Source organism: Burkholderia sp. MSMB617WGS (assembly GCF_001532025.2).
Taxonomy (GTDB): Bacteria; Pseudomonadota; Gammaproteobacteria; order Burkholderiales; family Burkholderiaceae; genus Burkholderia; species Burkholderia savannae.
This window is the reverse complement of sequence record NZ_CP013457.1, coordinates 2,682,165-2,701,693: the sequence shown is the minus strand read 5'-3', so window position 1 is coordinate 2,701,693 and position 19,529 is coordinate 2,682,165. Positions and strand designations below refer to the sequence as shown.

Annotated in this window: 21 protein-coding genes; 13 read left to right on the top strand and 8 right to left on the bottom strand. The window is 70.7% G+C overall.

Annotated features, from left to right (window positions below):
- Window positions 1-315: 315 nt before the first annotated feature.
- Entirely contained in the window at window positions 316-1,521 is a 1,206-nt protein-coding gene (locus tag WT60_RS13335; RefSeq protein ID WP_038744735.1) for an IS110 family transposase, read from the bottom strand.
- Between the two features lie 428 nt (window positions 1,522-1,949).
- Here WT60_RS13335 and WT60_RS13330 point away from each other — a divergent pair, with 428 nt between their 5' ends.
- On the top strand, window positions 1,950-2,138 hold the full coding sequence (locus tag WT60_RS13330) for a DUF2970 domain-containing protein (protein ID WP_038744845.1): 189 nt from the start codon (window positions 1,950-1,952) through the stop codon (window positions 2,136-2,138).
- 64 nt (window positions 2,139-2,202) lie between these two features.
- Here WT60_RS13330 and WT60_RS13325 read toward each other — a convergent pair whose 3' ends face one another.
- The 4 genes from WT60_RS13325 to WT60_RS13310 form a co-directional block, all read right to left on the bottom strand.
- A complete protein-coding gene (locus WT60_RS13325; protein ID WP_038744846.1) occupies window positions 2,203-3,660 on the bottom strand; it encodes a PLP-dependent aminotransferase family protein in 1,458 nt (485 codons plus the stop codon).
- Between the two features lie 74 nt (window positions 3,661-3,734).
- Window positions 3,735-3,932, bottom strand: coding sequence for a hypothetical protein (locus WT60_RS33630; protein WP_145986785.1), 198 nt, complete (start codon window positions 3,930-3,932; stop codon window positions 3,735-3,737).
- Between the two features lie 303 nt (window positions 3,933-4,235).
- Window positions 4,236-4,637 carry an Hsp20/alpha crystallin family protein gene (locus tag WT60_RS13315; protein WP_059580992.1) on the bottom strand — a complete coding sequence of 134 codons (402 nt, stop codon included), beginning with the start codon at window positions 4,635-4,637 and terminating at the stop codon, window positions 4,236-4,238.
- 31 nt (window positions 4,638-4,668) lie between these two features.
- Window positions 4,669-5,106, bottom strand: coding sequence for an Hsp20/alpha crystallin family protein (locus tag WT60_RS13310; RefSeq protein ID WP_038744815.1), 438 nt, complete (start codon window positions 5,104-5,106; stop codon window positions 4,669-4,671).
- A gap of 44 nt (window positions 5,107-5,150) precedes the next feature.
- On the opposite strand from WT60_RS13310, the gene WT60_RS34465 reads away from it, so the two are divergent.
- Entirely contained in the window at window positions 5,151-5,507 is a 357-nt protein-coding gene (locus tag WT60_RS34465) for a hypothetical protein (protein ID WP_186448536.1), read from the top strand.
- Between the two features lie 381 nt (window positions 5,508-5,888).
- Here WT60_RS34465 and WT60_RS34460 read toward each other — a convergent pair whose 3' ends face one another.
- A complete protein-coding gene (locus WT60_RS34460; RefSeq protein WP_186448535.1) occupies window positions 5,889-6,470 on the bottom strand; it encodes a hypothetical protein in 582 nt (193 codons plus the stop codon).
- Window positions 6,471-6,680: 210 nt separating this feature from the next.
- Between WT60_RS34460 and WT60_RS13290 the strand changes: the two genes are divergently transcribed.
- Both WT60_RS13290 and WT60_RS13280 read left to right on the top strand, forming a co-directional pair.
- Window positions 6,681-8,546, top strand: a complete 1,866-nt coding sequence (locus WT60_RS13290; RefSeq protein WP_038744818.1) for a phosphoenolpyruvate carboxykinase (GTP) — start codon at window positions 6,681-6,683, stop codon at window positions 8,544-8,546.
- Between the two features lie 310 nt (window positions 8,547-8,856).
- Window positions 8,857-9,774, top strand: coding sequence for a 3-hydroxyacyl-CoA dehydrogenase NAD-binding domain-containing protein (locus tag WT60_RS13280; RefSeq protein ID WP_060356833.1), 918 nt, complete (start codon window positions 8,857-8,859; stop codon window positions 9,772-9,774).
- Window positions 9,775-9,862: 88 nt separating this feature from the next.
- On the opposite strand, the gene WT60_RS13275 is transcribed toward WT60_RS13280, so the two are convergent.
- Both WT60_RS13275 and WT60_RS13270 read right to left on the bottom strand, forming a co-directional pair.
- Window positions 9,863-10,120, bottom strand: a complete 258-nt coding sequence (locus WT60_RS13275; RefSeq protein WP_038744821.1) for a DUF4148 domain-containing protein — start codon at window positions 10,118-10,120, stop codon at window positions 9,863-9,865.
- 319 nt (window positions 10,121-10,439) lie between these two features.
- Window positions 10,440-11,288, bottom strand: a complete 849-nt coding sequence (locus WT60_RS13270) for a LysR substrate-binding domain-containing protein (RefSeq protein WP_038744822.1) — start codon at window positions 11,286-11,288, stop codon at window positions 10,440-10,442.
- A gap of 280 nt (window positions 11,289-11,568) precedes the next feature.
- Here WT60_RS13270 and madL point away from each other — a divergent pair, with 280 nt between their 5' ends.
- The 9 genes from madL to mdcH all read left to right on the top strand — a co-directional run bounded on the left by madL (window position 11,569) and on the right by mdcH (window position 19,464).
- A complete protein-coding gene (gene madL / locus WT60_RS13265) occupies window positions 11,569-11,964 on the top strand; it encodes a malonate transporter subunit MadL (RefSeq protein WP_038744823.1) in 396 nt (131 codons plus the stop codon).
- A 13-nt stretch (window positions 11,965-11,977) separates the two neighbouring features.
- Window positions 11,978-12,745 carry a malonate transporter subunit MadM gene (gene madM / locus WT60_RS13260; RefSeq protein WP_038744824.1) on the top strand — a complete coding sequence of 256 codons (768 nt, stop codon included), beginning with the start codon at window positions 11,978-11,980 and terminating at the stop codon, window positions 12,743-12,745.
- 146 nt (window positions 12,746-12,891) lie between these two features.
- Window positions 12,892-14,538 (top strand): malonate decarboxylase subunit alpha, encoded by a 1,647-nt coding sequence (gene mdcA / locus WT60_RS13255; protein ID WP_038744825.1) that lies wholly within the window; start codon window positions 12,892-12,894, stop codon window positions 14,536-14,538.
- 13 nt (window positions 14,539-14,551) lie between these two features.
- The gene (mdcC, locus tag WT60_RS13250; RefSeq protein WP_038744826.1) at window positions 14,552-14,869 is read left to right on the top strand and encodes a malonate decarboxylase acyl carrier protein; all 318 of its coding nucleotides are present in this window, start codon (window positions 14,552-14,554) and stop codon (window positions 14,867-14,869) included.
- Window positions 14,866-15,813, top strand: coding sequence for a biotin-independent malonate decarboxylase subunit beta (locus WT60_RS13245; protein ID WP_059647097.1), 948 nt, complete (start codon window positions 14,866-14,868; stop codon window positions 15,811-15,813). The genes mdcC and WT60_RS13245 overlap by 4 nt, the downstream gene beginning before the upstream one ends.
- Window positions 15,800-16,525 carry a biotin-independent malonate decarboxylase subunit gamma gene (gene mdcE, locus WT60_RS13240; protein ID WP_038744828.1) on the top strand — a complete coding sequence of 242 codons (726 nt, stop codon included), beginning with the start codon at window positions 15,800-15,802 and terminating at the stop codon, window positions 16,523-16,525. Before WT60_RS13245 ends, mdcE begins: the two co-directional genes overlap by 14 nt.
- Window positions 16,500-17,390, top strand: coding sequence for a malonate decarboxylase holo-[acyl-carrier-protein] synthase (mdcG, locus tag WT60_RS13235; RefSeq protein ID WP_060356832.1), 891 nt, complete (start codon window positions 16,500-16,502; stop codon window positions 17,388-17,390). The genes mdcE and mdcG overlap by 26 nt, the downstream gene beginning before the upstream one ends.
- Window positions 17,387-18,529, top strand: coding sequence for a triphosphoribosyl-dephospho-CoA synthase MdcB (mdcB, locus tag WT60_RS13230; protein ID WP_145986784.1), 1,143 nt, complete (start codon window positions 17,387-17,389; stop codon window positions 18,527-18,529). Before mdcG ends, mdcB begins: the two co-directional genes overlap by 4 nt.
- Complete coding sequence (gene mdcH / locus WT60_RS13225; RefSeq protein WP_060356831.1) at window positions 18,526-19,464, top strand: malonate decarboxylase subunit epsilon; 939 nt, start codon at window positions 18,526-18,528, stop codon at window positions 19,462-19,464. Before mdcB ends, mdcH begins: the two co-directional genes overlap by 4 nt.
- Window positions 19,465-19,529: the final 65 nt, after the last annotated feature.

The window sequence follows — 19,529 nt, the reverse complement described above, 5'->3', positions numbered from 1 at the left end:
GCGATGTGGCTTGGCGAGCCGGCTATTATAAGTTTTCTTGGTGCGCGGCAGCATGAACGCGCGATCTGGCGCAACGCGCGCCGTACTTTCGGACGCCTTTCGAAGCGAACGGTCGGGCCGCGGCACGCAAGATGCGACGTCGAATCATCGGGCCCGGCGTGCATCGGCCGCGCGGATTCCCCGCAATTGCCGGCGCGGCTCGACGCCCGCATGCCAGCGAATTTCCCGGGTCGTTCGGCGCACGGCGGGCCGCCGTTTCGCCACGCGCGCCGCGCCGGATGCGGTGGTTTCGGGGGGGTGCCCCTATGTTGTTCGTCAAGCGTTAGGGGCCGACTTGGGTTGGTAAATGGTTCCGTCGCGCAGCATGGCGAACAGGACGTCGCAGCGTCGCCGAGCCAGTGCGATGAGCGCTTGGTTGTGGCGCTTGCCTTGCTGGATCTTGCGCGAGTAATAGGCCCGTGAGACTGGGTCTCGTAAGGCCGCGAAGGCGGAGAGGAACAAGGCGCGCTTGAGCACCTTGTTGCCCCGTCTAGACGGGTGCTCGCCACGGATCGACGAGCCTGAGCGCCGGGTGACCGGCGCGAGGCCAGCGTAGGCCGCCAGATGAGCAGCCGAAGCGAAGGCTTTATGGGCGACTTCGGTCAGGAGTCTGGCGGCGGTCCTGACGCCGACTCCCGGCATGCTGGTCAGGACCGGCCAAAGAGGGTGAGCGAGCACCAGTCGCTCCACTTCGGCGGCGATCTCGTCGCGCTGCTTGCGCAAGGCGGCGAGTTGCTGGGCCAAGCGGGGCATGACGATGGTGGCAGCCTGCGTGCCGGGCACGATCACGGCTTGTTCGCTCAGAGCCTGAACGATCTCAGTCGCCAAGCTTTTACCCATACGGGGCGCGAGCTTGGTCAGACGGTTGGCGAGCGTCTTCTCGCTGGTGGCGGCAAGCGCGGCGGGCGACGGGTAGCGCTCAAGGAGATCGAGCACCGCTGGATGGTCGAGGCGCGGTCCGAGAACGCGCTCGAGCGCCGGATGGATCTGGGTGAGCAGGCCGCGAATGCGGTTGCTGGTTTGAGTGACCTGGGCGGCAAGATCATCGTCGAAGCCGCACAACATGGTGAGCTCGGCGAGCTGCTCGTCGGCCAATCGAAGCGAGCGCAGCGTATGCGGCATCGAGCGGGCGGATTCGGCAATGATCGCGGCATCGCGGGCGTCGGTCTTGGCTTCACCTGCATGCAGATCGGCGATGCGGCGCATGGCCAGTCCCGGCAGATAGGCGACGAGTATGCCTTCAGCGCGGGCGACGGCCACTGGAAGCGCTCCGATGGTGGAAGGCTGATCGACGACGAACAGGAGTCGACCGTGAGTCTTGAGTTCGGCGATGAGGGCGCGCAGCTTGGCCTCGTCGTTGGGTAGCGCCTTGTTGTACAGACGCTTGCCGTGCCGATCGAGTGCGACGGCGTGATGCTGACCTTTACCGACGTCGACGCCAATGAAGACATCGATGGCGTCATGTTGTTGGGTGTCTTGCATTGCAGTTTATGCAGAGTGAACGGGTTGGCCTGCAACAACGGTGGCAAGTCTCGGCATCCACGTTACGGACGGCGTCGGGATATCCCGGCCAAACCCCTATCAGCGATCACCAGCCACCCACCAGGCCCGGTGACAACACCCCCCGGATCATGACTGCGACTGGGGGCGGGAATCATACCGGGCCTGGCTGGCCAAAACCCCGATTATCGGGGCGTGAAGATAGTAACGGGGCCGACGTTCCGGAAACCTCGGACGCTTGCCTGCAGCGCGTCCGCCGGACGCGACGGATGCCGCGACGCTTCATGCCACCACGAAGCTGCTGCGCAAAATCAGTCGCGAACTGCTGCTTTTATCGTTCGCCGCGCGCGGTTACCGTGATGCGCATGGAAGGCGGCGCGACTCGTGCGCCGCCATGTCGGAGAATGGCGATGGGTTTGACGAGAATGCTAAGGATGGTGCTGTGGAGTTTCTTCGGCGTGCGCAAGGGGGCCGAGCATCAGGCCGATCTCGCGTCGGTGAAGCTGCCGTGGGTGCCGGTGATGGCGATCCTGCTCGCCGCGTGCTTCGGCGGCTTCCTGTTCGCGATGGCGAAGGTCGCGACCACCGTGATGCGCTGAGCGCGGCGCCGGCTCGCGCCGCGCTCGGACGCCGCGTGGGCGCTTGGCGCCGGCTCGCGAGCGGTCAGCGCCGCTTGCGCACGGACGGCCGCGCGACGAGCTCGCCGACGATGCGGATCGCATCGTCGACGCTCGCGCTCCACGGATGGCCGAAATTGATCCGCACGCAGCGCTCGAATGCATGCGCGGCGGAAAAGAGCGGGCCGGGCGCGACGCTGACGCCGCGCCCGATCGCCTCGCGATGCAGCGCCATCGCGTCGATCGCATCGGGAAACGCCAGCCACAGGAAATAGCCGCCGTCGGGCAGCGTCCAGTGCACGTCGGGCGGCAGGTGGCGCATCAGCGCCTCGTTCATCCGGCCCATCTGGCCGCGCAGCGCGCCGCGCAGCTTGCGCAGGTGCCGATCGTAGCCGCCGTGCTCGAGATAGTCGGCGATGCCGACCTGCGCGGGAGTGCTCGCGGACAGCGTCGTCATCAGCTTGAGCCGCCGCACTTTCTCGGCGAAGCGCCCGGCCGACGCCCAGCCGATCCGGTAGCCGGGCGCGAGCGTCTTCGAGAACGAGCTGCAGTGCATGACGAGCCCGTGCTTGTCGAATGCGCGCGCGGGCAGCGGATAGTCCGGCCCGTGGTGCAGCTCGCCGTAGACGTCGTCTTCGATGAGCGGCACTTCGCGCGCGGCGAGCATCTCGACGAGCGCCTTCTTCTTGTCGACCGACAGCGTGACGCCCGTCGGATTCTGGAAGTTCGTCATGAACCAGCACGCGCGCACGTCATGGCGGTCGAGCGCCGCGGCGAGCGCGTCGAGGTCGAGGCCCGTGCGCGGATCGACGGGAATCTCGACCGCGCGCAGATCGAGCCGCTCGATCGCCTGCAGCGCCGCATAGAAGCCGGGCGCCTCGACGGCGACCACGTCGCCGGGGCGCGTGACGGCCATCAGGCACAGATTGAGCGCTTCGAGCGCGCCGTCGGTCACGACGATCTCGTCGATCGGCTGCGGCACGCCGATGCCGAGGTAGCGCAGCGCGATCTGGCGGCGCAGTTGCTCGCTGCCGGGCGGCAGGTCGACGACGGTGCTCCGCGGGCTCACGAGCCGCGTCGCCTGCGCGAGCGACTTCGCGAGACGCGGCAGCGGAAACAGATGCGCAGACGCAAACGCGGAGCCGAGCGGCACGATGCCGGGATGCGTCGAGGCTTCGAGCACGGAGAACACGAGATCGCTGATGTCGACCTTGCGCGATTCGGCGGGCGCGGCGGCGCGCGCGATCCGGCCGCCCGGCGCCGGCTGGCCGTCGTTCGCGCGGGCGCTCGCCTGCGCGCCGTGCGCGACGTAGTAGCCCGAGCGTTCGCGCGCGCGGATCAAGCCCCACTGCTCGAGCAGGTAATACGCACGAAACACGGTCGACTGACTGACGCGATGCTGGGCGATCAACTGGCGCAGCGACGGCATGCGCGTGCCGGCCGCGATGTTGCCGGACCGGATGTCGCCGGCCATCGTGCGGGCGAGCGTTTCGTAACGTTTCATCGATGAAGGGCGGGTTGAGCGGCGGCGCGCCGGCGGCGGCCGATTGGCGCGGCCGGCGCCGCCGGCGCGGCCGCTCATTGTCTTATGCCGGCCGACAAAAGAAAAGTCGCTGCGTGGCGAAGGAGGAGCGGCGCGGCGCGCGCGTTGCAGCGCGCCGTCTCGAATCGAGATGCATGGCGCGCACGTTCGTACGGCACCCGGGCTTCATCAGTCGGCGAGGCAGTGGCTTCGCGAACGGCGTCGCGGTCGAGCGCGACGAGATGGATGTTCAAGAAGGACATCCTCCGGCTAGCATCGCGAGCGCGCGGCACCGGGAACATCGATCGATCCGTGATCCGCTCCGTGCAGCGGCCGCGACCGGCCGCGTTTGAGCGGCGCGTTTGAGCCTATGCGCGACGGCCAGCGCCTGCGCTTGCATTCGGCGGCATCGCGCGACGAGCGGCGGATCGAGCGGATTTCTCGCTGGGCCGCCCGGGTTTCGACGCGCCGGAGAATCGTGCGTGCCGCGCGTGGCTCGCGCGGCACGCACGCGGCCGCATTCATGCTCGTGCGGCCGCGCGCGACGTTACTTCACTTCACTTCACTTCGACGCGCCGAGGCTGCGCTGCGTCGCGCCGCGGAATCGTCAGCTTCAATACGCCATCCTGAAGATTCGCTTCGATCCTCGCCGTGTCGAAGTCCGGGCTCAGCCGGAACGTGCGTGCGAAATGCGGCTCGCGCACTTCGACGTGCTGCGCGCGCGGGCCCGCCGGCATCGGCAGTGCCGCGTGCGCGTCGATCGACAGATGGCCGTCGTGGATCTTCACTTCGAGCCCCTCTTTCGCAACGCCGGGCAGGTCGGCCCACAGCGTCACGCCGTGCTTGTCTTCGTACACGTCGACGGCCGGCGCGACCGTGATCGCGCGCGATGTTTCGCCCGCGTCACGGCGAGACGGCGCGGCGGATTGACGTTCTGCAACTGAATGGCTGGTATTCACGATCGGCTCCTTGATTCGAGGCGGGCGGGGCTCATTGAACGGTGATCGCGCGCGGCTTCGACGCTTCGCGCTTGCCGACGCTGATCAGCAGGCAGCCGTTTTCGTAACGGGCCCGGACCTTGTCGGGATCGGCGTTTTGCGGCAGCTCGACGACGCGCCGGAATGCGCCGCGAAAGCGTTCCTGCGCATAGGCGCGCGCGTCGGCGTCTGCTTGCTGGACGGGTTTGCGCTCGCCGCTGATCGTGAGCAGCCCCTTGTCGATCGACACGTCGAAGTCGGCCGCGCGCATGCCGGGCGCGAACGCGACGATCTCGATCGAATCGTCGGTCGTGCCGACGTTGAGCGGCGGGAATGCGCCGAGCCGGCTCGCGCGAAGGCTGGACGGGGAGCCGCCGAACAGATTCGCCATCTGTCGATGCAGACGATCGAACTCGTTGAAAAGATCGGCGCCGAAATAGAGATCGCTCATGGTCGTGTCCTCCTGGAACGCGGCCTGCGAACGCGAGGGCATGCGTGCCGGTCCGTTCGCGTGGCCGTGACATATCGGTCGAAACAGGCAGCGCGCGGGTGCGGCTGCGTCAGCGTCTCGAAGATAGGCGCGGCGAGCGCGATTTCAAGAGGCGCGCGGCGATCGGTGCGACGATCGATGCGCGGGGCGACGTGCGGCGTAGCGGCTCGCGTTCGACGACGTGCGGCGGACTGCGCCTGATGCCCGCGATCGGGACCGGTTTCGCGCGCATTTGCGGCATCGAGGCCGTGTCGCGTAGTCGGCGCGGAGGTTGCGGATTGCGGTGCTCGCGAAGGTCGATGTTGATGTTGATGGCGACGGCGGTGGTGCGGCCGAGCGACGAGGGTTACGTGGCGACGTGACGACGTGACGACGTGACGACGTGACGACGTGACGACGTGACGACGTGACGACGTGACGACGTGACGACGTGGCGAGGTGACGACGTGGCGAGGCGGCGGGGCGGCGGGGCGCCGCACTCGTGGTTGCACGCACACGTGTCCGGGCGCTTCGTCGCGCGCCGGTGTCGGCGACGCAGCGGCGGGCGTTACGAAGCAAACGAGTTCGCTGTCGTGCATGCGCATCATGGATGCGTGCCGTGCCGTGCCATGTCGTGCCATGTCGTGCCATGTCGCGTCGTGTTGCGTCCCGCCTCGCGCCGTCTCGTCCCATCGCGTCCCGTCGCTTCGCGACCGCCAAGGCGAATTCGTTGCCGACGCGCCTGCATCGCGCGCGTTTCAGTTTCATCGAACCGGCATCGGCTCGGTCCGTACGCGGCGCGCGCGTGACGCACGTCCGAGTAGAAGAAAAGCATGTCGGCGACGGAACGGGGCGCGCGTCGCGTTCGCCGCGTTCCCGCCGTGCGGATTCGAATCGCGATCGGCGCGCCGGACGCGCACCGTCCAGAGCGCACGAACATGGCCGGACGCTTGCCGAACGACGGCAACGTGCGACGCGCCGAAACGTATCGCTTGCGCGCGCAACGAAGGCGAACGTTCGCGCGCCGCGCCGTATCGGGAATTCTCGCGAATGTCATTCATCGCACACAGGCCATGCGCACACAGGCCATGCGCGCGCGGCCGACACGCGTCGCCGCGCTTGCGCCGCGGAGGCCGGAGCGCGCATTCGCGTCGGTAATAACCCGCGTCGGCGCGCATCGGGCTTATGCTGGATTGCTCCAATTGCGCTCGGCGAGCGGGCCGGCGCGCGTTCGTCGCGAGCGGATCGCGCGTCGCGCCGGGCGCCCGCGGCTTGCTGCGGTGCAGCGCCGGCACGCGCATCGCGATGGTATGCTGGCCTTCACCTTGATCGTACGGCAGGTGCATGAGCAAGCTTGGCGATACAATCGTTCCCACCCCCAAAAAAAACGAACGCTCCTCGATTCTCGGAGTCGGAACGTGGAGTGCGACGCCCACGCTGCGCGCATGCGCATGCGTCGCCACCAGCCATCGCGTAGCGCCGCTACGCCAGCCGCCGCGCGCGTCGTCGCGCGGCGCGCGCACGGAATTCTGGTTCTACAACACGGAGACATTCTCATGACCCGAAGCAACGTGGTCGCGGCGACGCGCACCATTCCGATCGACGTTCCCGACTACGTAAAGCACCGCGGCCTGATCGACTGGGTCGCGCGTATCGCGGAGCTGACCGAGCCGGATCGCGTCGTCTGGTGCGACGGATCGCAAGCGGAATACGACCGCCTCTGCGACGCGATGGTCGAGCAAGGCACGATGGTGCGCCTCAATCCGGCGAAGCGGCCGAACTCGTTTCTCGCGCTGTCCGATCCGTCCGACGTCGCGCGCGTCGAGGATCGCACGTTCATCTGCAGCGAGCATCGAGACGACGCCGGCCCGACCAATCACTGGGTCGCGCCCGCCGACATGCGCGAGACGCTCGGCGGCCTCTTTCGAGGCGCGATGCGCGGCCGCACGCTGTACGTCGTGCCGTTCTCGATGGGGCCGCTCGGCTCGCCGATCGCGCACATCGGCGTCGAGCTGTCGGACAGCCCGTACGTCGTCGTCAACATGCGGATCATGACGCGCATGGGCCGCGACGTGCTCGGCGCGCTCGGCGAAGACGGCGAATACGTGCCGTGCGTGCACAGCGTCGGGCGGCCGCTCGCCGCGGGCGAGAGCGATGTCGCATGGCCGTGCAATCCGACCAAGTACATCGTGCATTTCCCCGAGTCGCGCGAGATCTGGAGCTTCGGCTCCGGCTACGGCGGCAACGCGCTCCTCGGCAAGAAGTGCTTCGCGCTGCGCATCGCGTCGACGATGGGCCGCGACGAAGGCTGGCTCGCCGAGCACATGCTGATTCTCGGCGTGACCTCGCCCGAGGGCCGGAAGTACCACATCGCCGCGGCGTTCCCGTCCGCGTGCGGCAAGACGAACTTCGCGATGCTGATCCCGCCGAAAGGCTTCGACGGCTGGCGCGTGACGACGATCGGCGACGACATCGCATGGCTCAAGCCCGCCCGCGACGGGCGCCTCTACGCGATCAATCCGGAGGCGGGCTATTTCGGCGTCGCGCCGGGCACGGGCGCGAAGACGAATCCGAATGCGCTCGCGACGCTCACGGAGAACGTGATCTTCACGAACGTCGCGCTGACGGAGGACGGCGATGTCTGGTGGGAGGGGCTCACCGACACGCCGCCCGCGCGGCTCACCGACTGGCAGGGCAACGCATGGACGCCGGAGATCGGCCGCGAGACGGGGCGCAAGGCCGCGCATCCGAACTCGCGCTTCACGGCGCCCGCGTCGCAGTGCCCGTCGATCGACGACGACTGGCAGAACCCGGCCGGCGTGCCGATCGACGCGTTCATCTTCGGCGGCCGCCGTTCGACGACGGTGCCGCTCGTCACCGAGGCGCGCGACTGGGTCGAGGGCGTCTACATGGCGGCGACGATGGGCTCGGAGACGACCGCGGCGGCGGCGGGGCAACAGGGCGTCGTGCGGCGCGACCCGTTCGCGATGCTGCCGTTCTGCGGCTACAACATGAGCGACTACTTCGCGCACTGGCTGTCGCTCGGCGAGACGCTCGCGGCGTCGGGCGCGGCGTTGCCGAAGATCTACTGCGTGAACTGGTTCCGCAAGGATGCGGACGGCCGCTTCGTGTGGCCGGGCTTCGGCGAGAACATGCGCGTGCTGAAGTGGATGCTCGACCGGATCGACGGCAAGGGCGCGGGCGTCGAGCATGCGTTCGGGCTCACGCCGCGCTACGAGGATCTGCATTGGGAGGGGCTCGCGTTCTCGCCCGCGCAGTACGCGCAGGTGACGTCGATGAATCCGGCCGAATGGCGCGACGAGCTCGCGCTGCACGCGGAGCTGTTCGACAAGCTGAGCGCGCGGCTGCCGGGCGCGCTCGCCGATACGAAGGCGAGGATCGAGTCGAGGCTCGGCGACTGAGCGGCGAAGCCGGGCGCGGCGCGAGCCGCGACGCGTGATGCGTGATGCGTGATGCGTGATGCGTGATGCGTGATGCGTGATAGGTGACGCGCGGCGCATCACGCGCGATGCGCGCGCCGCCGATCGATCGCGCGAAAGCGAAGAACCGCATGACGCAGCAGCGTTCGTGCGGTTTTTTGTTTCGCCGACCGCGCGCACGCGCCGGCGCGCGCGCAGCCGGCGGCAAGCGATTCGAGCGGGCGCCGCGCGCGGCCACCTTGGTTCGATGCGACAATCGTGCGCGCATTCGAACACCCAGGAGACACCGCCCATGAAGATTCAACGGATCGCCGTCGTCGGCGCCGGCGTGATCGGCGCGAGCTGGACCGCGTTTTATCTATCGAAGGGCTTCGACGTCGCCGTGACCGATCCGGCGCCCGACGCGCGCGCGCGGCTCGATGCCGCGCTCGCGAATTTTCTCGGCGAGCGCGCCGCGTCGCTCGCATCGCATCTCGCGTTCGAGCCGACGCTCGACGCCGCGCTCGACGGCGCGGATTTCGTGCAGGAAAACGGCCCCGAGCGTCTCGATTTCAAGCGCGACCTGTATCGACGGATCGACGCGTTGCTGCCCGCGCGCGTGCTCGTCGCGTCGAGCTCGTCGGGGCTCAGGATGTCGGACATTCAGAGCGCGTGCGACGCGCATCCCGAGCGCTGTCTCGTCGCGCATCCGTTCAACCCGCCGCATCTGATTCCGCTCGTCGAGCTGGTCGGCGGCGCCGCGACGTCGGCGGACGCGATCGCGCAGGCCAAGCGCTTCTACGACGGTCTCGGCAAGGTGACGATCGTGCTCAACAAGGAGATGGCGGGCCACGTCGCGAACCGGCTCGCGGCCGCGCTCTTTCGCGAGGTGTATCACCTGGTCGGCGAAGGCGTGGTGAGCGTCGAGGACGCGGACAAGGCCGTGTCGTGGGGGCCCGGCCTGCGCTGGGCGTTGATGGGGCAGGGCCTCGTCTATCATCTCGGCGGCGGCGAGGGCGGCATCGCGCATTTCCTCGAGCATCTGTCGGGCCCGATGGCGAGCTGGTGGGACGATCTCGGCGCGCCGTCGTTTTCGCCCGACGTCGATCGCAAGCTGATCGACGCGCTGCGCGAGATTCAGGGCGCGCGCTCGATGCGGGAACTCGGCGCGGAGCGCGACCGCCTGCTTGTCGACCTGATCGACGCGCGGCGCGGCAGCTTCTTGCCCTGATCGCCGCGAGCGGTTCGCGCGGCGCGTGCTTCGGCGGCGACGGGGCGCGCGTCGCGTCATGCGCGGGCGCGAGCGGTTCGCCGCGCGATCACTGCTGTTCCCGCGCCCATGCGGGATCGGCCGCCGCGAGGCGGGCGCGGTTCGCGTCGATCGTCGCCTGGCTCGGCGGATAGTCGCCGTCCGGCGTCGGGATCACGCCGTCGCGGTACGCCTGGATCAGCTCGGCGCGCACCTGCGCGCGGGTCTTGCCTTGGGCCGCGTCGGACGTCGATGCGAGCGCCGACGTCGCGGTCAGCACGGACGCCGCGACGGCGGCGGCCGCGACGAGAAAGCGTAGCGTATTCATCGAAAGCTCCAGAAAGGTGACGGGATGGAAAGCGAAGCGCCATGACTTCGCGTTCCGTCGAGTCGCATTCTGGACGGGCGCGCCTGAGCGGACGATGACCGCATCATGGCGATTTTGTCAGGCGGCGGGCGAGGCCGCTCAGGCTGCGGAGACCATGGAGGCCGTGTAGGCGGCGCAGGCCGCTCAGGCCGCGGAGGCGGTGCGCGAGGCTTGCGGCGCGACGCGCATGTCCGAATCGGCGAAGCCGTCGCGCGCCGGAATCGCGCCGCGCGATCCGTTCGCGGCCAGCGATGCCGCCGCCGCTGACCGCTTTCCTCCGTCAGAACTCGTGCGCCGCCGCGACGAGCGTCGCCTCGAGCGCGAGCGCCGGGCGCGATGCGTTCGCGGGCCGGTCGATCACGTATTCGAGATCGCCGAGCGCGGGCAGATCGGCTTCGAGCTTCGCGAGCCCGTGCGGAATCACGTAGCCGGCGAACGCGCTGATGCCGAGCCCCGCGCTCGCCGCCGCGCGCAGCACCGCGATGCTGCTGCTCGCGACGGCGATCCGGTACGGCTGGCCGATCGCGTCGAGCGTCTCGAGCACGCGCTTGCGCGACACGCTCGGCTCCGGATGCAGCGCGAGCGGCAGCACGGGCTCGCGCCCCGTGAGCGGCGAATCGGGGCCCGTGCACCAGTAGAGCGGCTCGGTGCGGATCACGCGCCCGCGCCGGCTGCCCGCGATCCGCTTCGCGAACACCAGATCGTGCCGGCCGGCGTCGAGCGCGTCGAACAGCTCGCCGGACAGGCCCGTCGCGATCTCGAGCTCCACGTCCGGGTTGCGCTGCAGGAAGCTCGCGAGCGCGGCCGTCAGGTGCGTCAGCGCGAAATCTTCCGACAAGCCGAGCCGCACCTTGCCCGACAGCGGCGGCCCGCACACCGACGCGACGGCCTCGTCCATCAGCTCGAGGATGCGCACCGCGTAGCGGAACAGGGCCTCGCCGTTGGGCGCGAGCCGCACGTTGCGGGTGTCGCGCTCGAAGAGCGGCCGGTCGAGCAGCTCTTCGAGGCGGCGGATGTGCTGGCTGACCGTCGATTGCGACAGGTTCACGCGCTCGGACGCGGCGGTGAAGCTGCCCGTCTGCGCGACGGCGACGAAACTGCGCAGCAGTTCAGGCGGTAACGGACGCATTGCTAAACCCACTGAATCGAATTCGACAACTTCATAAATGGCCGCGGGCGGCGGGACTACGATGTGCGAGGCCCGGCCGTCGCGCCGCCCGCTTTTCGGGCGCGCGGCGTCGGCGGCTGCGCCGCCGCCAGTCTACGGCAAGCCGGCGCGGCGGGCCGCCGGGTCTTCACCCCGTCGCCGATGCATTGCCATTGCCGCCCGAGAACGCGCTCGCACGACGAGCCGCCGGGCCGCGGCGCTCGCGCCGCGACGATCCATCATCAGGAATCAGGAGACACGCATGATCATCTACGGAACCGCGCTGCTCGCGTTCTGCCATCTGGCCGGGCTCTTCCTCGGCGATCTGCTGGGCGCCGCGATCGGCGCGAAGACCAACGTCGGCGGCGTCGGCATCGCGATGCTGCTCCTCATCGGCCTGAAGCTCCATCTGCATCGGCGCGGCTGGCTGCCGAAGGAGACCGAGTCCGGCGTCGCGTTCTGGGGCGCGATGTACATCCCGGTCGTCGTCGCGATGGCGGCCAACCAGAACGTCGTCGCCGCGCTGAAGGGCGGGCCCGTCGCGTTGCTGTCGGCGGTGGGCGCGGCCGCCGTGTGCGCGGTCTGCATCGCGGTGCTCGCGCGCGTCGGGCGCGACGCGACGACGCTCGCGGCGCTGCCGCGGCCCGAAGAGAACTGAGCGGGAGCCGGCCATGATCGACATGCTCGGAAGAGTCGTCGCGCACAACGGGCTCGTCGCGTCGTTCGCGCTCGTCGGCTGCATCATGCTCGCGTCGGCGGCGCTGTCGAAGAAGCTCACGCTCGGCCGCGTGCACGGCTCGGCGATCGCGATCCTGATCGGTCTCGCGCTCGCGTACGTCGGCGGCGCGTACACGGGCGGCGAGAAGGGGATCGCCGACGTGCCGCTCTTCGCGGGCGTCGGCCTGATGGGCGGCGCGATGCTGCGCGATTTCGCGATCGTCGCGACCGCGTTCGAGGTGCAGCCCGCCGAGGCGCGCAAGGCGGGGCTCATCGGGCTCGCGTCGCTGTTGCTCGGCACGGTGCTGCCGTTCGTCGTCGGCGCGAGCGTCGCGCGCGCGTTCGGCTATTCGGACGCCGTCAGCATGACGACGATCGGCGCGGGCGCCGTCACGTACATCGTCGGGCCGGTGACGGGCGCGGCGATCGGCGCGAGTTCCGACGTGATCGCGCTCAGCATCGCGACGGGCCTCGTGAAGGCGATCATCGTGATGGTCGGCACGCCGTTCGCGGCGAGCTTCATGGGGCTGCGCACGCCGCGCGCGGCGATGATCTTCGGCGGGCTCGCCGGCACCGTGAGCGGCGTGAGCGCCGGGCTCGCCGCGACCGATCGGCGGCTCGTGCCGTACGGCGCGCTGATCGCGACGTTCCATACGGGCGTCGGATGCCTGCTCGGGCCGTCGCTGCTGTTCTTCGCGACGAAGGCGGCGGTGGGGGCGTGACGCCCGCGCGCGGGATCGCATGCGGCCGCGCCGGCCGATCCATCGCGCGCGCCACTGAGTCGCATCGCGCAACGTCATCAATCGCCGCGGCGGCGCGGCTTACAATGCCGCAGAACCTACCGGACGGATACGCAGGAGGCGACTCTATGACGGGATGGAACGACGCCCGCGCCGCGCGCGCCGCGCGTCTCGCGGCGGCCGCGCCGCTCGCGCAGCGCAAGCGGGTGGCCGCGCGCGACGCGACCGCGCTGCTCGAGGCGGTGCTGCGGCCGGGCGAGCGCGTCTGCATCGAGGGTGACAACCAGAAGCAGGCGGATCTGCTCGCCGCGGCGCTCGCCGCCGTCGACAGCGCGAAGGTGCACGATCTGCACATGGTGCAATCGGGCGTCGTGCTGCCCGAGCATCTCGACGTGTTCGAGCGCGGGATCGCGAAGCGGCTCGACTATGCGTATTCGGGCCCGCAGTCGCAGCGAATCGCGAAGCTGCTGTTCGGCGGCAAGATCGAGCTCGGCGCGGTGCACACGTATCTCGAGCTGTTCGCGCGCTACTTCATCGATCTGACGCCGCACGTCGCGCTCGTCGCCGCGGTGAGCGCCGACGCCGACGGCAACCTGTACACCGGCCCGAACACCGAGGACACGCCGACCGTCGTCGAGGCGACCGCGTTCAAGGACGGCATCGTGATCGCGCAGGTCGAGAAGATCGTCGATCGCGTGCCGCGCGTCGACATTCCGGGCGACCGCGTGCACTTCGTCGTCGAGGCGGGGCGGCCGTTCTACGTCGAGCCGCTCTTCACGCGCGATCCGGCCGGCATCACCGAGACGCAGATCCTCACCGCGATGCTCGCGATCAAGGGCATCTACGCGCGCTACGGCGTGAAGCGGCTCAATCACGGGATCGGCTTCAACACGGCGGCGATCGAGCTCGTGCTGCCGACCTACGGCGAGCGGCTCGGGCTCAAGGGCAAGGTTTGCACGCACTGGGCGCTGAATCCGCATCCGACGCTCATCCCGGCGATCGAATCCGGCTGGGTCGAGCAGATCCACTGCTTCGGCTCCGAAGTCGGGATGGACGACTACATCCGCGCGCGCTCCGACATCTTCTTCACGGGCGTCGACGGCTCGCTGCGCTCGAATCGCGCGTTCTGCCAGACGGCGGGCCTCTACGCGTGCGACATGTTCATCGGCTCGACGCTGCAGATCGATCTCGCGGGCCATTCGTCGACGGTGACGGCCGAGCGGATCGCGGGCTTCGGCGGCGCGCCGAACATGGGCAGCGACGCGCGCGGGCGGCGTCACCCGAGCGAGCCGTGGATCAAGGCGGGCGAGGAGGCCGATCCGGCGACGCCCGCGGCGCTGCGGCGCGGGCGCAAGCTCGTCGTGCAGATCGGCGAGACGTTCGGCGAGAAGAACGCGCCGATGTTCGTCGAGAAGCTCGATGCGCTGCGCCTGGCCGACAAGCTCGCGCTCGATCTCGCGCCAGTGATGGTGTACGGCGACGACGTCACGCACGTCGTCACGGAGGAAGGGATCGCGAATCTCTTGCTGTGCCGCGACGCCGACGAGCGCGAGCACGCGATTCGCGGCGTGGCCGGCTACACGGAGATCGGCCGCGGCCGCGACCGCCGGCTCGTCGAGCGGCTGCGCGAGCGCGGCGTGATCCAGCGCCCGGAGGATCTCGGCGTCGATCCGCTCGACGCCGACCGGCGGCTTCTCGCCGCGCGGTCGATCAAGGATCTCGTGCATTGGTCGGACGGCCTGTACGCGCCGCCGTCCCGATTCCGCAATTGGTGAGGAGCGTTTCGCAATGGAACAGTTGAACTATCGCCACGCCGCGCGCGCGCGCGCGAAGGGCGACGCGGCGTGGGCGATCGTCGGCGTCGTCGCGTCGGGCAATCTCGAAGTGCTCGTCGAGCGCGTGCTGCCCGACACCGAATGCGAAGTCGACATCCGCACGGCGGCCGCGGGCTTCGGCGACGTGTGGCAGGCGGTCGTCGCCGATTTCGTCGAGCGCCGCTCGCCGGGCGGGCTGCGCCTGTCCGTGAACGACGGCGGCGCGCGGCCCGACATGGTGTCGCTGCGGCTCGCGCAGGCCGTGCGCGCGATCGAAGGAGACGCGCGATGAACGCGGCGGCCACGGCAACGCATCCGAAGATCGCGCCGGCGGGGGCGAGCTGGTTCGAGGCGTCGGCGCGGCAGCGGCTCGCGGGGCTCGTCGACGCGGGCTCGTTCGAGGAATTCGTCGGCCCGCGGGCGCGGCTCGTGAGCCCGCATCTGCCGCTTTTCGGCTTGCCGCAGCAGTTCGACGACGGCATGGTCGTCGGCCGCGCGGCGCTCGGCGGGGCGCCCGTGCTGGTCGCCGCGCAGGAAGGGCGCTTCATGGGCGGCGCGTTCGGCGAGGTGCACGGCGCGAAGCTGACGGGCCTGCTGCGCGCGGCGCGCGAGCTGCGCTCCGTGCCCGTGCTGATCCTGTTCGACACGGGCGGCGTGCGGCTGCAGGAGGCGAACGCGGGCGAGATCGCGGTGTCGGAGATCGTTCGCGCGGTGATCGACGCGCGCGCGGCGGGCGTGCCCGTCGTCGGGCTCGTCGGCGGGCGCGCGGGCTGCTACGGCGGCGGCGGGATCATCGCCGCGTGCTGCTCGGCGCTCGCGGTGTCCGAGCAGGGGCGCATCGGCGTGTCCGGGCCGGAAGTGATCGAGAGCCGGCGCGGCGTCGACGAGTTCGACTCGCGCGATCGCGCGCTCGTCTGGCGGACGATGGGCGGCAAGCATCGGCGGCTCGTCGGCGGCGCGGAGCGCTTCGTCGACGACACGATCGACGCGTTTCGCGACGCCGCGATCGCGCTCGTCGCGCAGGCGTGCGCGGGCGCGGCGTTCGGCACGGCGACGCTCGAGGCCGAGCACGCGCGGCTCGCCGGGCGCATCGCGCGCTTCGGCGGCTGCGAAGACGCGCTCGACGTGTGGCGCGCGCTCGGCGCGAGCGACGCGAACGCGATTCCGTCGCTCGACGGCGCGGCGTTCGCGGCGTTGGCCGGCCGCTTGACGGAGGTGCGCGATGACGCTCGATGACGTGCTCGCTTCGCTGTTTCCGTCGGGCCACGACGTCGCGATCGACGCCGACGGGCTGCTCGCCGGGCACGGCGCGCTCGCGGGGCGCACGGTCGACGTGATCGGCGTCGCGCGGGGCGCGGCGCTCGGCGTCGACGGCGCGCTCGCGCTCGCCGAGCGCGTGCTCGCGACGATCGGGCGCGGCGGCGAGACGCCGATCCTCGTGCTCGTCGACGGCGACAGCCAGCGGATGAGCAAGCGCGACGAACTGCTCGGCCTGAACGAATGCCTCGCGCATCTCGCGAAGTGCCTGCTGCATGCGGACGCGCTCGGCCATCCGACGATCGGCTTGCTGTACGGGCATGCGGCGGCGGGCGCGTTCATCGCGACGGCGCTCGCGACCCGCACGCTCGTCGCGCTGCCGGGCGCGCAGCCGGAGGTGATGGATCTGCAGGCGATGTCGCGGGTGACGAAGCTGCCCGTCGACGTGCTGCGCGAGAAGGCGCAATCGACCGCGGTGTTCGCGCCGGGGCTCGAGAACTTCGCGAAGACGGGCGCGGTCGACGCGGTGCTCGATCCGGCGCGCTCGCTCGCCGAGCAGTTGGCCGGGATCGTCGCGCGGCCGACCGATCGCGCTGATCGGCGCGACCGCGTCGGCGCCGAGCGCGGCGGCCGGCCCGTCGCCGCCGACGTCGCGCAGCGCGTGCATGAGCTCGCCCGCGCCGGCCGCTGACGCGCCGCTCGTGCGGCACACGCTCGTGCGCGTGCGCGCCGACGCGTGGCGCGCGCTGCTCGCCGCGCGCGACGGCGCCGATGCGCTGCCGTACGTGCGCGACTGGGCCGCGCGCGGCTGGCCGCTGATCGTGCGGCGGCGCTCGCCGTGCGATGCGGGCATTCCGCTCGGGTTGCCGCTGCCGCCGTCGGCGGGCAAGCGTCGCGTCGCGCTTGCGGCCGCGCGCGAGCAGATCGACGCGGTGTGCGCGCTGCCGGCGCTCGGCGACGTCGAGCATCGGGCGCCGCCCGCGTGGCGGCCGACGCTTGCCGGATTGCGCGCGCTCGCCGACGCGCATCGCGTCGACTGCCGGGTGTTCGGCAGCCTGGCGTGGCAGACGCTGACGGGGCTGCGCTATGTGGGCGACGGGTCGGATCTCGATGTCTTGTTGATGCCGTTGCGCTCGGAGCCGTCGCTGTCGCTTTCGACGTCGCTGTCTGCGTCGATGTCGTTGCCGACGTTACCGGCACCGTCGATGTCGCCGTCGTCATCGCCATTGCCATCGCCATTGGCTTTGCCTTTGTCTTTGCAGGTATCGTCGCTGACGGCATCGGCATCGGCATCGGCATCGGCATCGGCGTCAGAACGGGAGGCTACATCGTCGTTTTCGATTTCATCGCGGCGCGACGCGATCGCGCCGTTTCTCGCGGCGCTCGCCGAGCTCGACGCCCATGCGCCGATGCGCATCGACGGCGAGCTGCTGCGTGCGGACGGCGCGGGCGTGAACTGGCGCGAGCTGCACGCGGGCGAGCGCGAAGTCGCGATGAAGACGGCGACGGGCGTCGAGCTTTGCGAGCCGGCGGCATTTCTGGACGCGTGGCGATGAAGCGGCGCGCATCCTCGGTATGGACGGCGGTGTGGTGCGGCGAGGCGCGTCGCGAGCCGGTACGCGCGCTTGACGGGGCGGGCGGGGCGGATACGCTGCTGAATGCGTCGAATGCGTCGAATGCGTCGAATGCGTCGAATGCGTCGAATGCGTCGAATGCGTCGAATGCGTCGAGCATCGCCGCGATACCGGACATGCGAATCCTCCGGCATACGCCGTCCGCGCACAACGCGCGCGATCGATCCGATGCGCGAGCCGTCGCGGAGCGTTTCGATCATTCGACACCCGAGTCGCACCGGCGAACGTCGCCGGCGGCAGCGATGATCGGCGCCCACGCGACGCGCTGTCTTCGCCTCGAAATCGACACGTGGCCGAAGCCCGGTCTCGTGAGCCACGTCGACGCGGGCAGCCACGACGACATGACGGCCGGCACCTTCTACCGCAGCGCGGCGGCGCTCGCCCGCTACTTCGCCGAGCTCGCCGCGGCGGGCGCGCACGACGCCGGCATGCCGGCGCTGCGCAGGATCGGCCTGCGCGCGGAGCACGCGATGCTCGCGGCGACGGGCGGCGTGAACACGCATCGCGGCGCGATCTTCGGGCTCGGCCTGCTTTGCGCGGCCGCGGGCCTGCGCGCGTCGGCGGAGCGCGGGCGATGCGCGGGCGCGACGCTCGGCGCGCTCGTCGCCGCGCGTTGGGGCGGCGAGATCGTCGGCGGCCCGCGCCTTGCCGGTAGCCACGGCGAACGCGCGGGGCGTCGCTACGGCGTCGGCGGCGCGCGCGCGGAGGCGGCGGGCGGCTTCGCGAGCGTGTATGCGATCGGCGTGCCGGCGCTGCGCGAAGCCGCGCGGCTCGCGCCGGGCGACGCCGAGGCGGCGCGCGTGCACGCGTGCTTCGCGCTGATCGCCGCGGTCGACGACACGAACCTCTTGCATCGCGGCGGCCGCGACGGCCTCGACTTCGCGCAGCGCACGGCGCGCGAATTTCTCGCGCGGGGCGGCGTGGGCGCCGCCGGGTGGCGCGCACGCGCGGCCGCCGCGCATCGCGCATTCGTCGCGCGCCGGCTGAGCCCGGGCGGCGCGGCGGATCTGCTCGCGATGAGCCTGTTCGCCGCCGCACTCGACGCGCCGCCGCCGCCATGACGATCGCGATTCTCTGTTCGGGGCAGGGCGGCCAGCGCGCCGGCATGTTCGAGCTGACAGCCGATGTGCCGCAAGCCGCGCCGCTTTTCGCGCATGCGGCCGCGCTCCTCGGCGCCGATCCGCGCGAGTGGGCGCGCGACGCCGGCGACGATGCGTTGCGCGAGAACTTCGCCGCGCAGCTCGTCTGCACGCTGCAGGCGCTAAGCGCGATGACGCGGCTCGACGCGCTGCTGCCGCGCCGGCGCTGCGTCGCGGGCTACAGCGTCGGCGAGGTCGCCGCATGGGGCGTCGCGGGGCTCGTCGACGCGCGCGACGCGCTCGATCTCGTCGCGGCCCGCGCGCGCGCGATGGACGCGGCGAGCGACGGCGACGCGCGCATGCTGTTCGCGCGCGGCCTGCCGCGCGACGCGATCGACGCGTTGTGCGCGGCGCACGGCGCGGCGGTCGCGATCGTCAATCCGGGCGACGCGTACGTGCTCGCCGGCCCGCGCGCGGCGCTCGACATGCTCGCCGCGCACGCGCGCGAGAAAGGCGCGGCGCGCGTCGCGCCGGTCTGCGTTCGCGTCGCGTCGCATACGCGCTGGCTCGACGCCGCGGTGCCGCGGTTTCGCGCGGCGCTCGCCGACGTGCGGATCGCGCGCGCACCCGTGCCCGGCACGCGGCTTTTGTCCGGCATCGACGGCGCGCCGGTGCTCGACGTCGCCGCCGGCGTCGACAAACTCGCGCGCCAGATCGCCGAGCCGATCGACTGGGCGGCGTGTCTCGCGGGCTGCGTTGAAGCGGGCGCGCGCGCGTTCGTCGAGCTCGGTCCGGGGCGCGCGCTCGCCGACATGGCCGCCGCCGCGTATCCCGCGCTGCCGGCGCGCAGTCTTGCCGATTTCCGCTCGTGGGACGGCGTGCGCGCATGGTTTTCCCGCGTCGATCCCGGCGCGTAGCGCGCATGGCGTGCGGGCGCGGCGATGCGTCGCCGCGCGCTTTGTCGACGAAACGGTTTGCAACG

Excerpts from the sequence above, each read along its gene's own strand:
- WT60_RS13335 (WP_038744735.1), bottom strand. The coding sequence starts at position 1,521 with ATGCAAGACACCCAACAACATGACGCCATCGATGTCTTCATTGGCGTC.
- WT60_RS13330 (WP_038744845.1), top strand. The coding sequence starts at position 1,950 with ATGGGTTTGACGAGAATGCTAAGGATGGTGCTGTGGAGTTTCTTCGGC.
- WT60_RS13325 (WP_038744846.1), bottom strand. The coding sequence starts at position 3,660 with ATGAAACGTTACGAAACGCTCGCCCGCACGATGGCCGGCGACATCCGG.
- WT60_RS13310 (WP_038744815.1), bottom strand. The coding sequence starts at position 5,106 with ATGAGCGATCTCTATTTCGGCGCCGATCTTTTCAACGAGTTCGATCGT.
- WT60_RS34460 (WP_186448535.1), bottom strand. The coding sequence starts at position 6,470 with ATGCACCTGCCGTACGATCAAGGTGAAGGCCAGCATACCATCGCGATG.
- WT60_RS13290 (WP_038744818.1), top strand. The coding sequence starts at position 6,681 with ATGACCCGAAGCAACGTGGTCGCGGCGACGCGCACCATTCCGATCGAC.
- WT60_RS13280 (WP_060356833.1), top strand. The coding sequence starts at position 8,857 with ATGAAGATTCAACGGATCGCCGTCGTCGGCGCCGGCGTGATCGGCGCG.
- WT60_RS13275 (WP_038744821.1), bottom strand. The coding sequence starts at position 10,120 with ATGAATACGCTACGCTTTCTCGTCGCGGCCGCCGCCGTCGCGGCGTCC.
- WT60_RS13270 (WP_038744822.1), bottom strand. The coding sequence starts at position 11,288 with ATGCGTCCGTTACCGCCTGAACTGCTGCGCAGTTTCGTCGCCGTCGCG.
- madL (WP_038744823.1), top strand. The coding sequence starts at position 11,569 with ATGATCATCTACGGAACCGCGCTGCTCGCGTTCTGCCATCTGGCCGGG.
- madM (WP_038744824.1), top strand. The coding sequence starts at position 11,978 with ATGATCGACATGCTCGGAAGAGTCGTCGCGCACAACGGGCTCGTCGCG.
- mdcA (WP_038744825.1), top strand. The coding sequence starts at position 12,892 with ATGACGGGATGGAACGACGCCCGCGCCGCGCGCGCCGCGCGTCTCGCG.
- mdcC (WP_038744826.1), top strand. The coding sequence starts at position 14,552 with ATGGAACAGTTGAACTATCGCCACGCCGCGCGCGCGCGCGCGAAGGGC.
- WT60_RS13245 (WP_059647097.1), top strand. The coding sequence starts at position 14,866 with ATGAACGCGGCGGCCACGGCAACGCATCCGAAGATCGCGCCGGCGGGG.
- mdcE (WP_038744828.1), top strand. The coding sequence starts at position 15,800 with ATGACGCTCGATGACGTGCTCGCTTCGCTGTTTCCGTCGGGCCACGAC.
- mdcG (WP_060356832.1), top strand. The coding sequence starts at position 16,500 with ATGAGCTCGCCCGCGCCGGCCGCTGACGCGCCGCTCGTGCGGCACACG.
- mdcB (WP_145986784.1), top strand. The coding sequence starts at position 17,387 with ATGAAGCGGCGCGCATCCTCGGTATGGACGGCGGTGTGGTGCGGCGAG.
- mdcH (WP_060356831.1), top strand. The coding sequence starts at position 18,526 with ATGACGATCGCGATTCTCTGTTCGGGGCAGGGCGGCCAGCGCGCCGGC.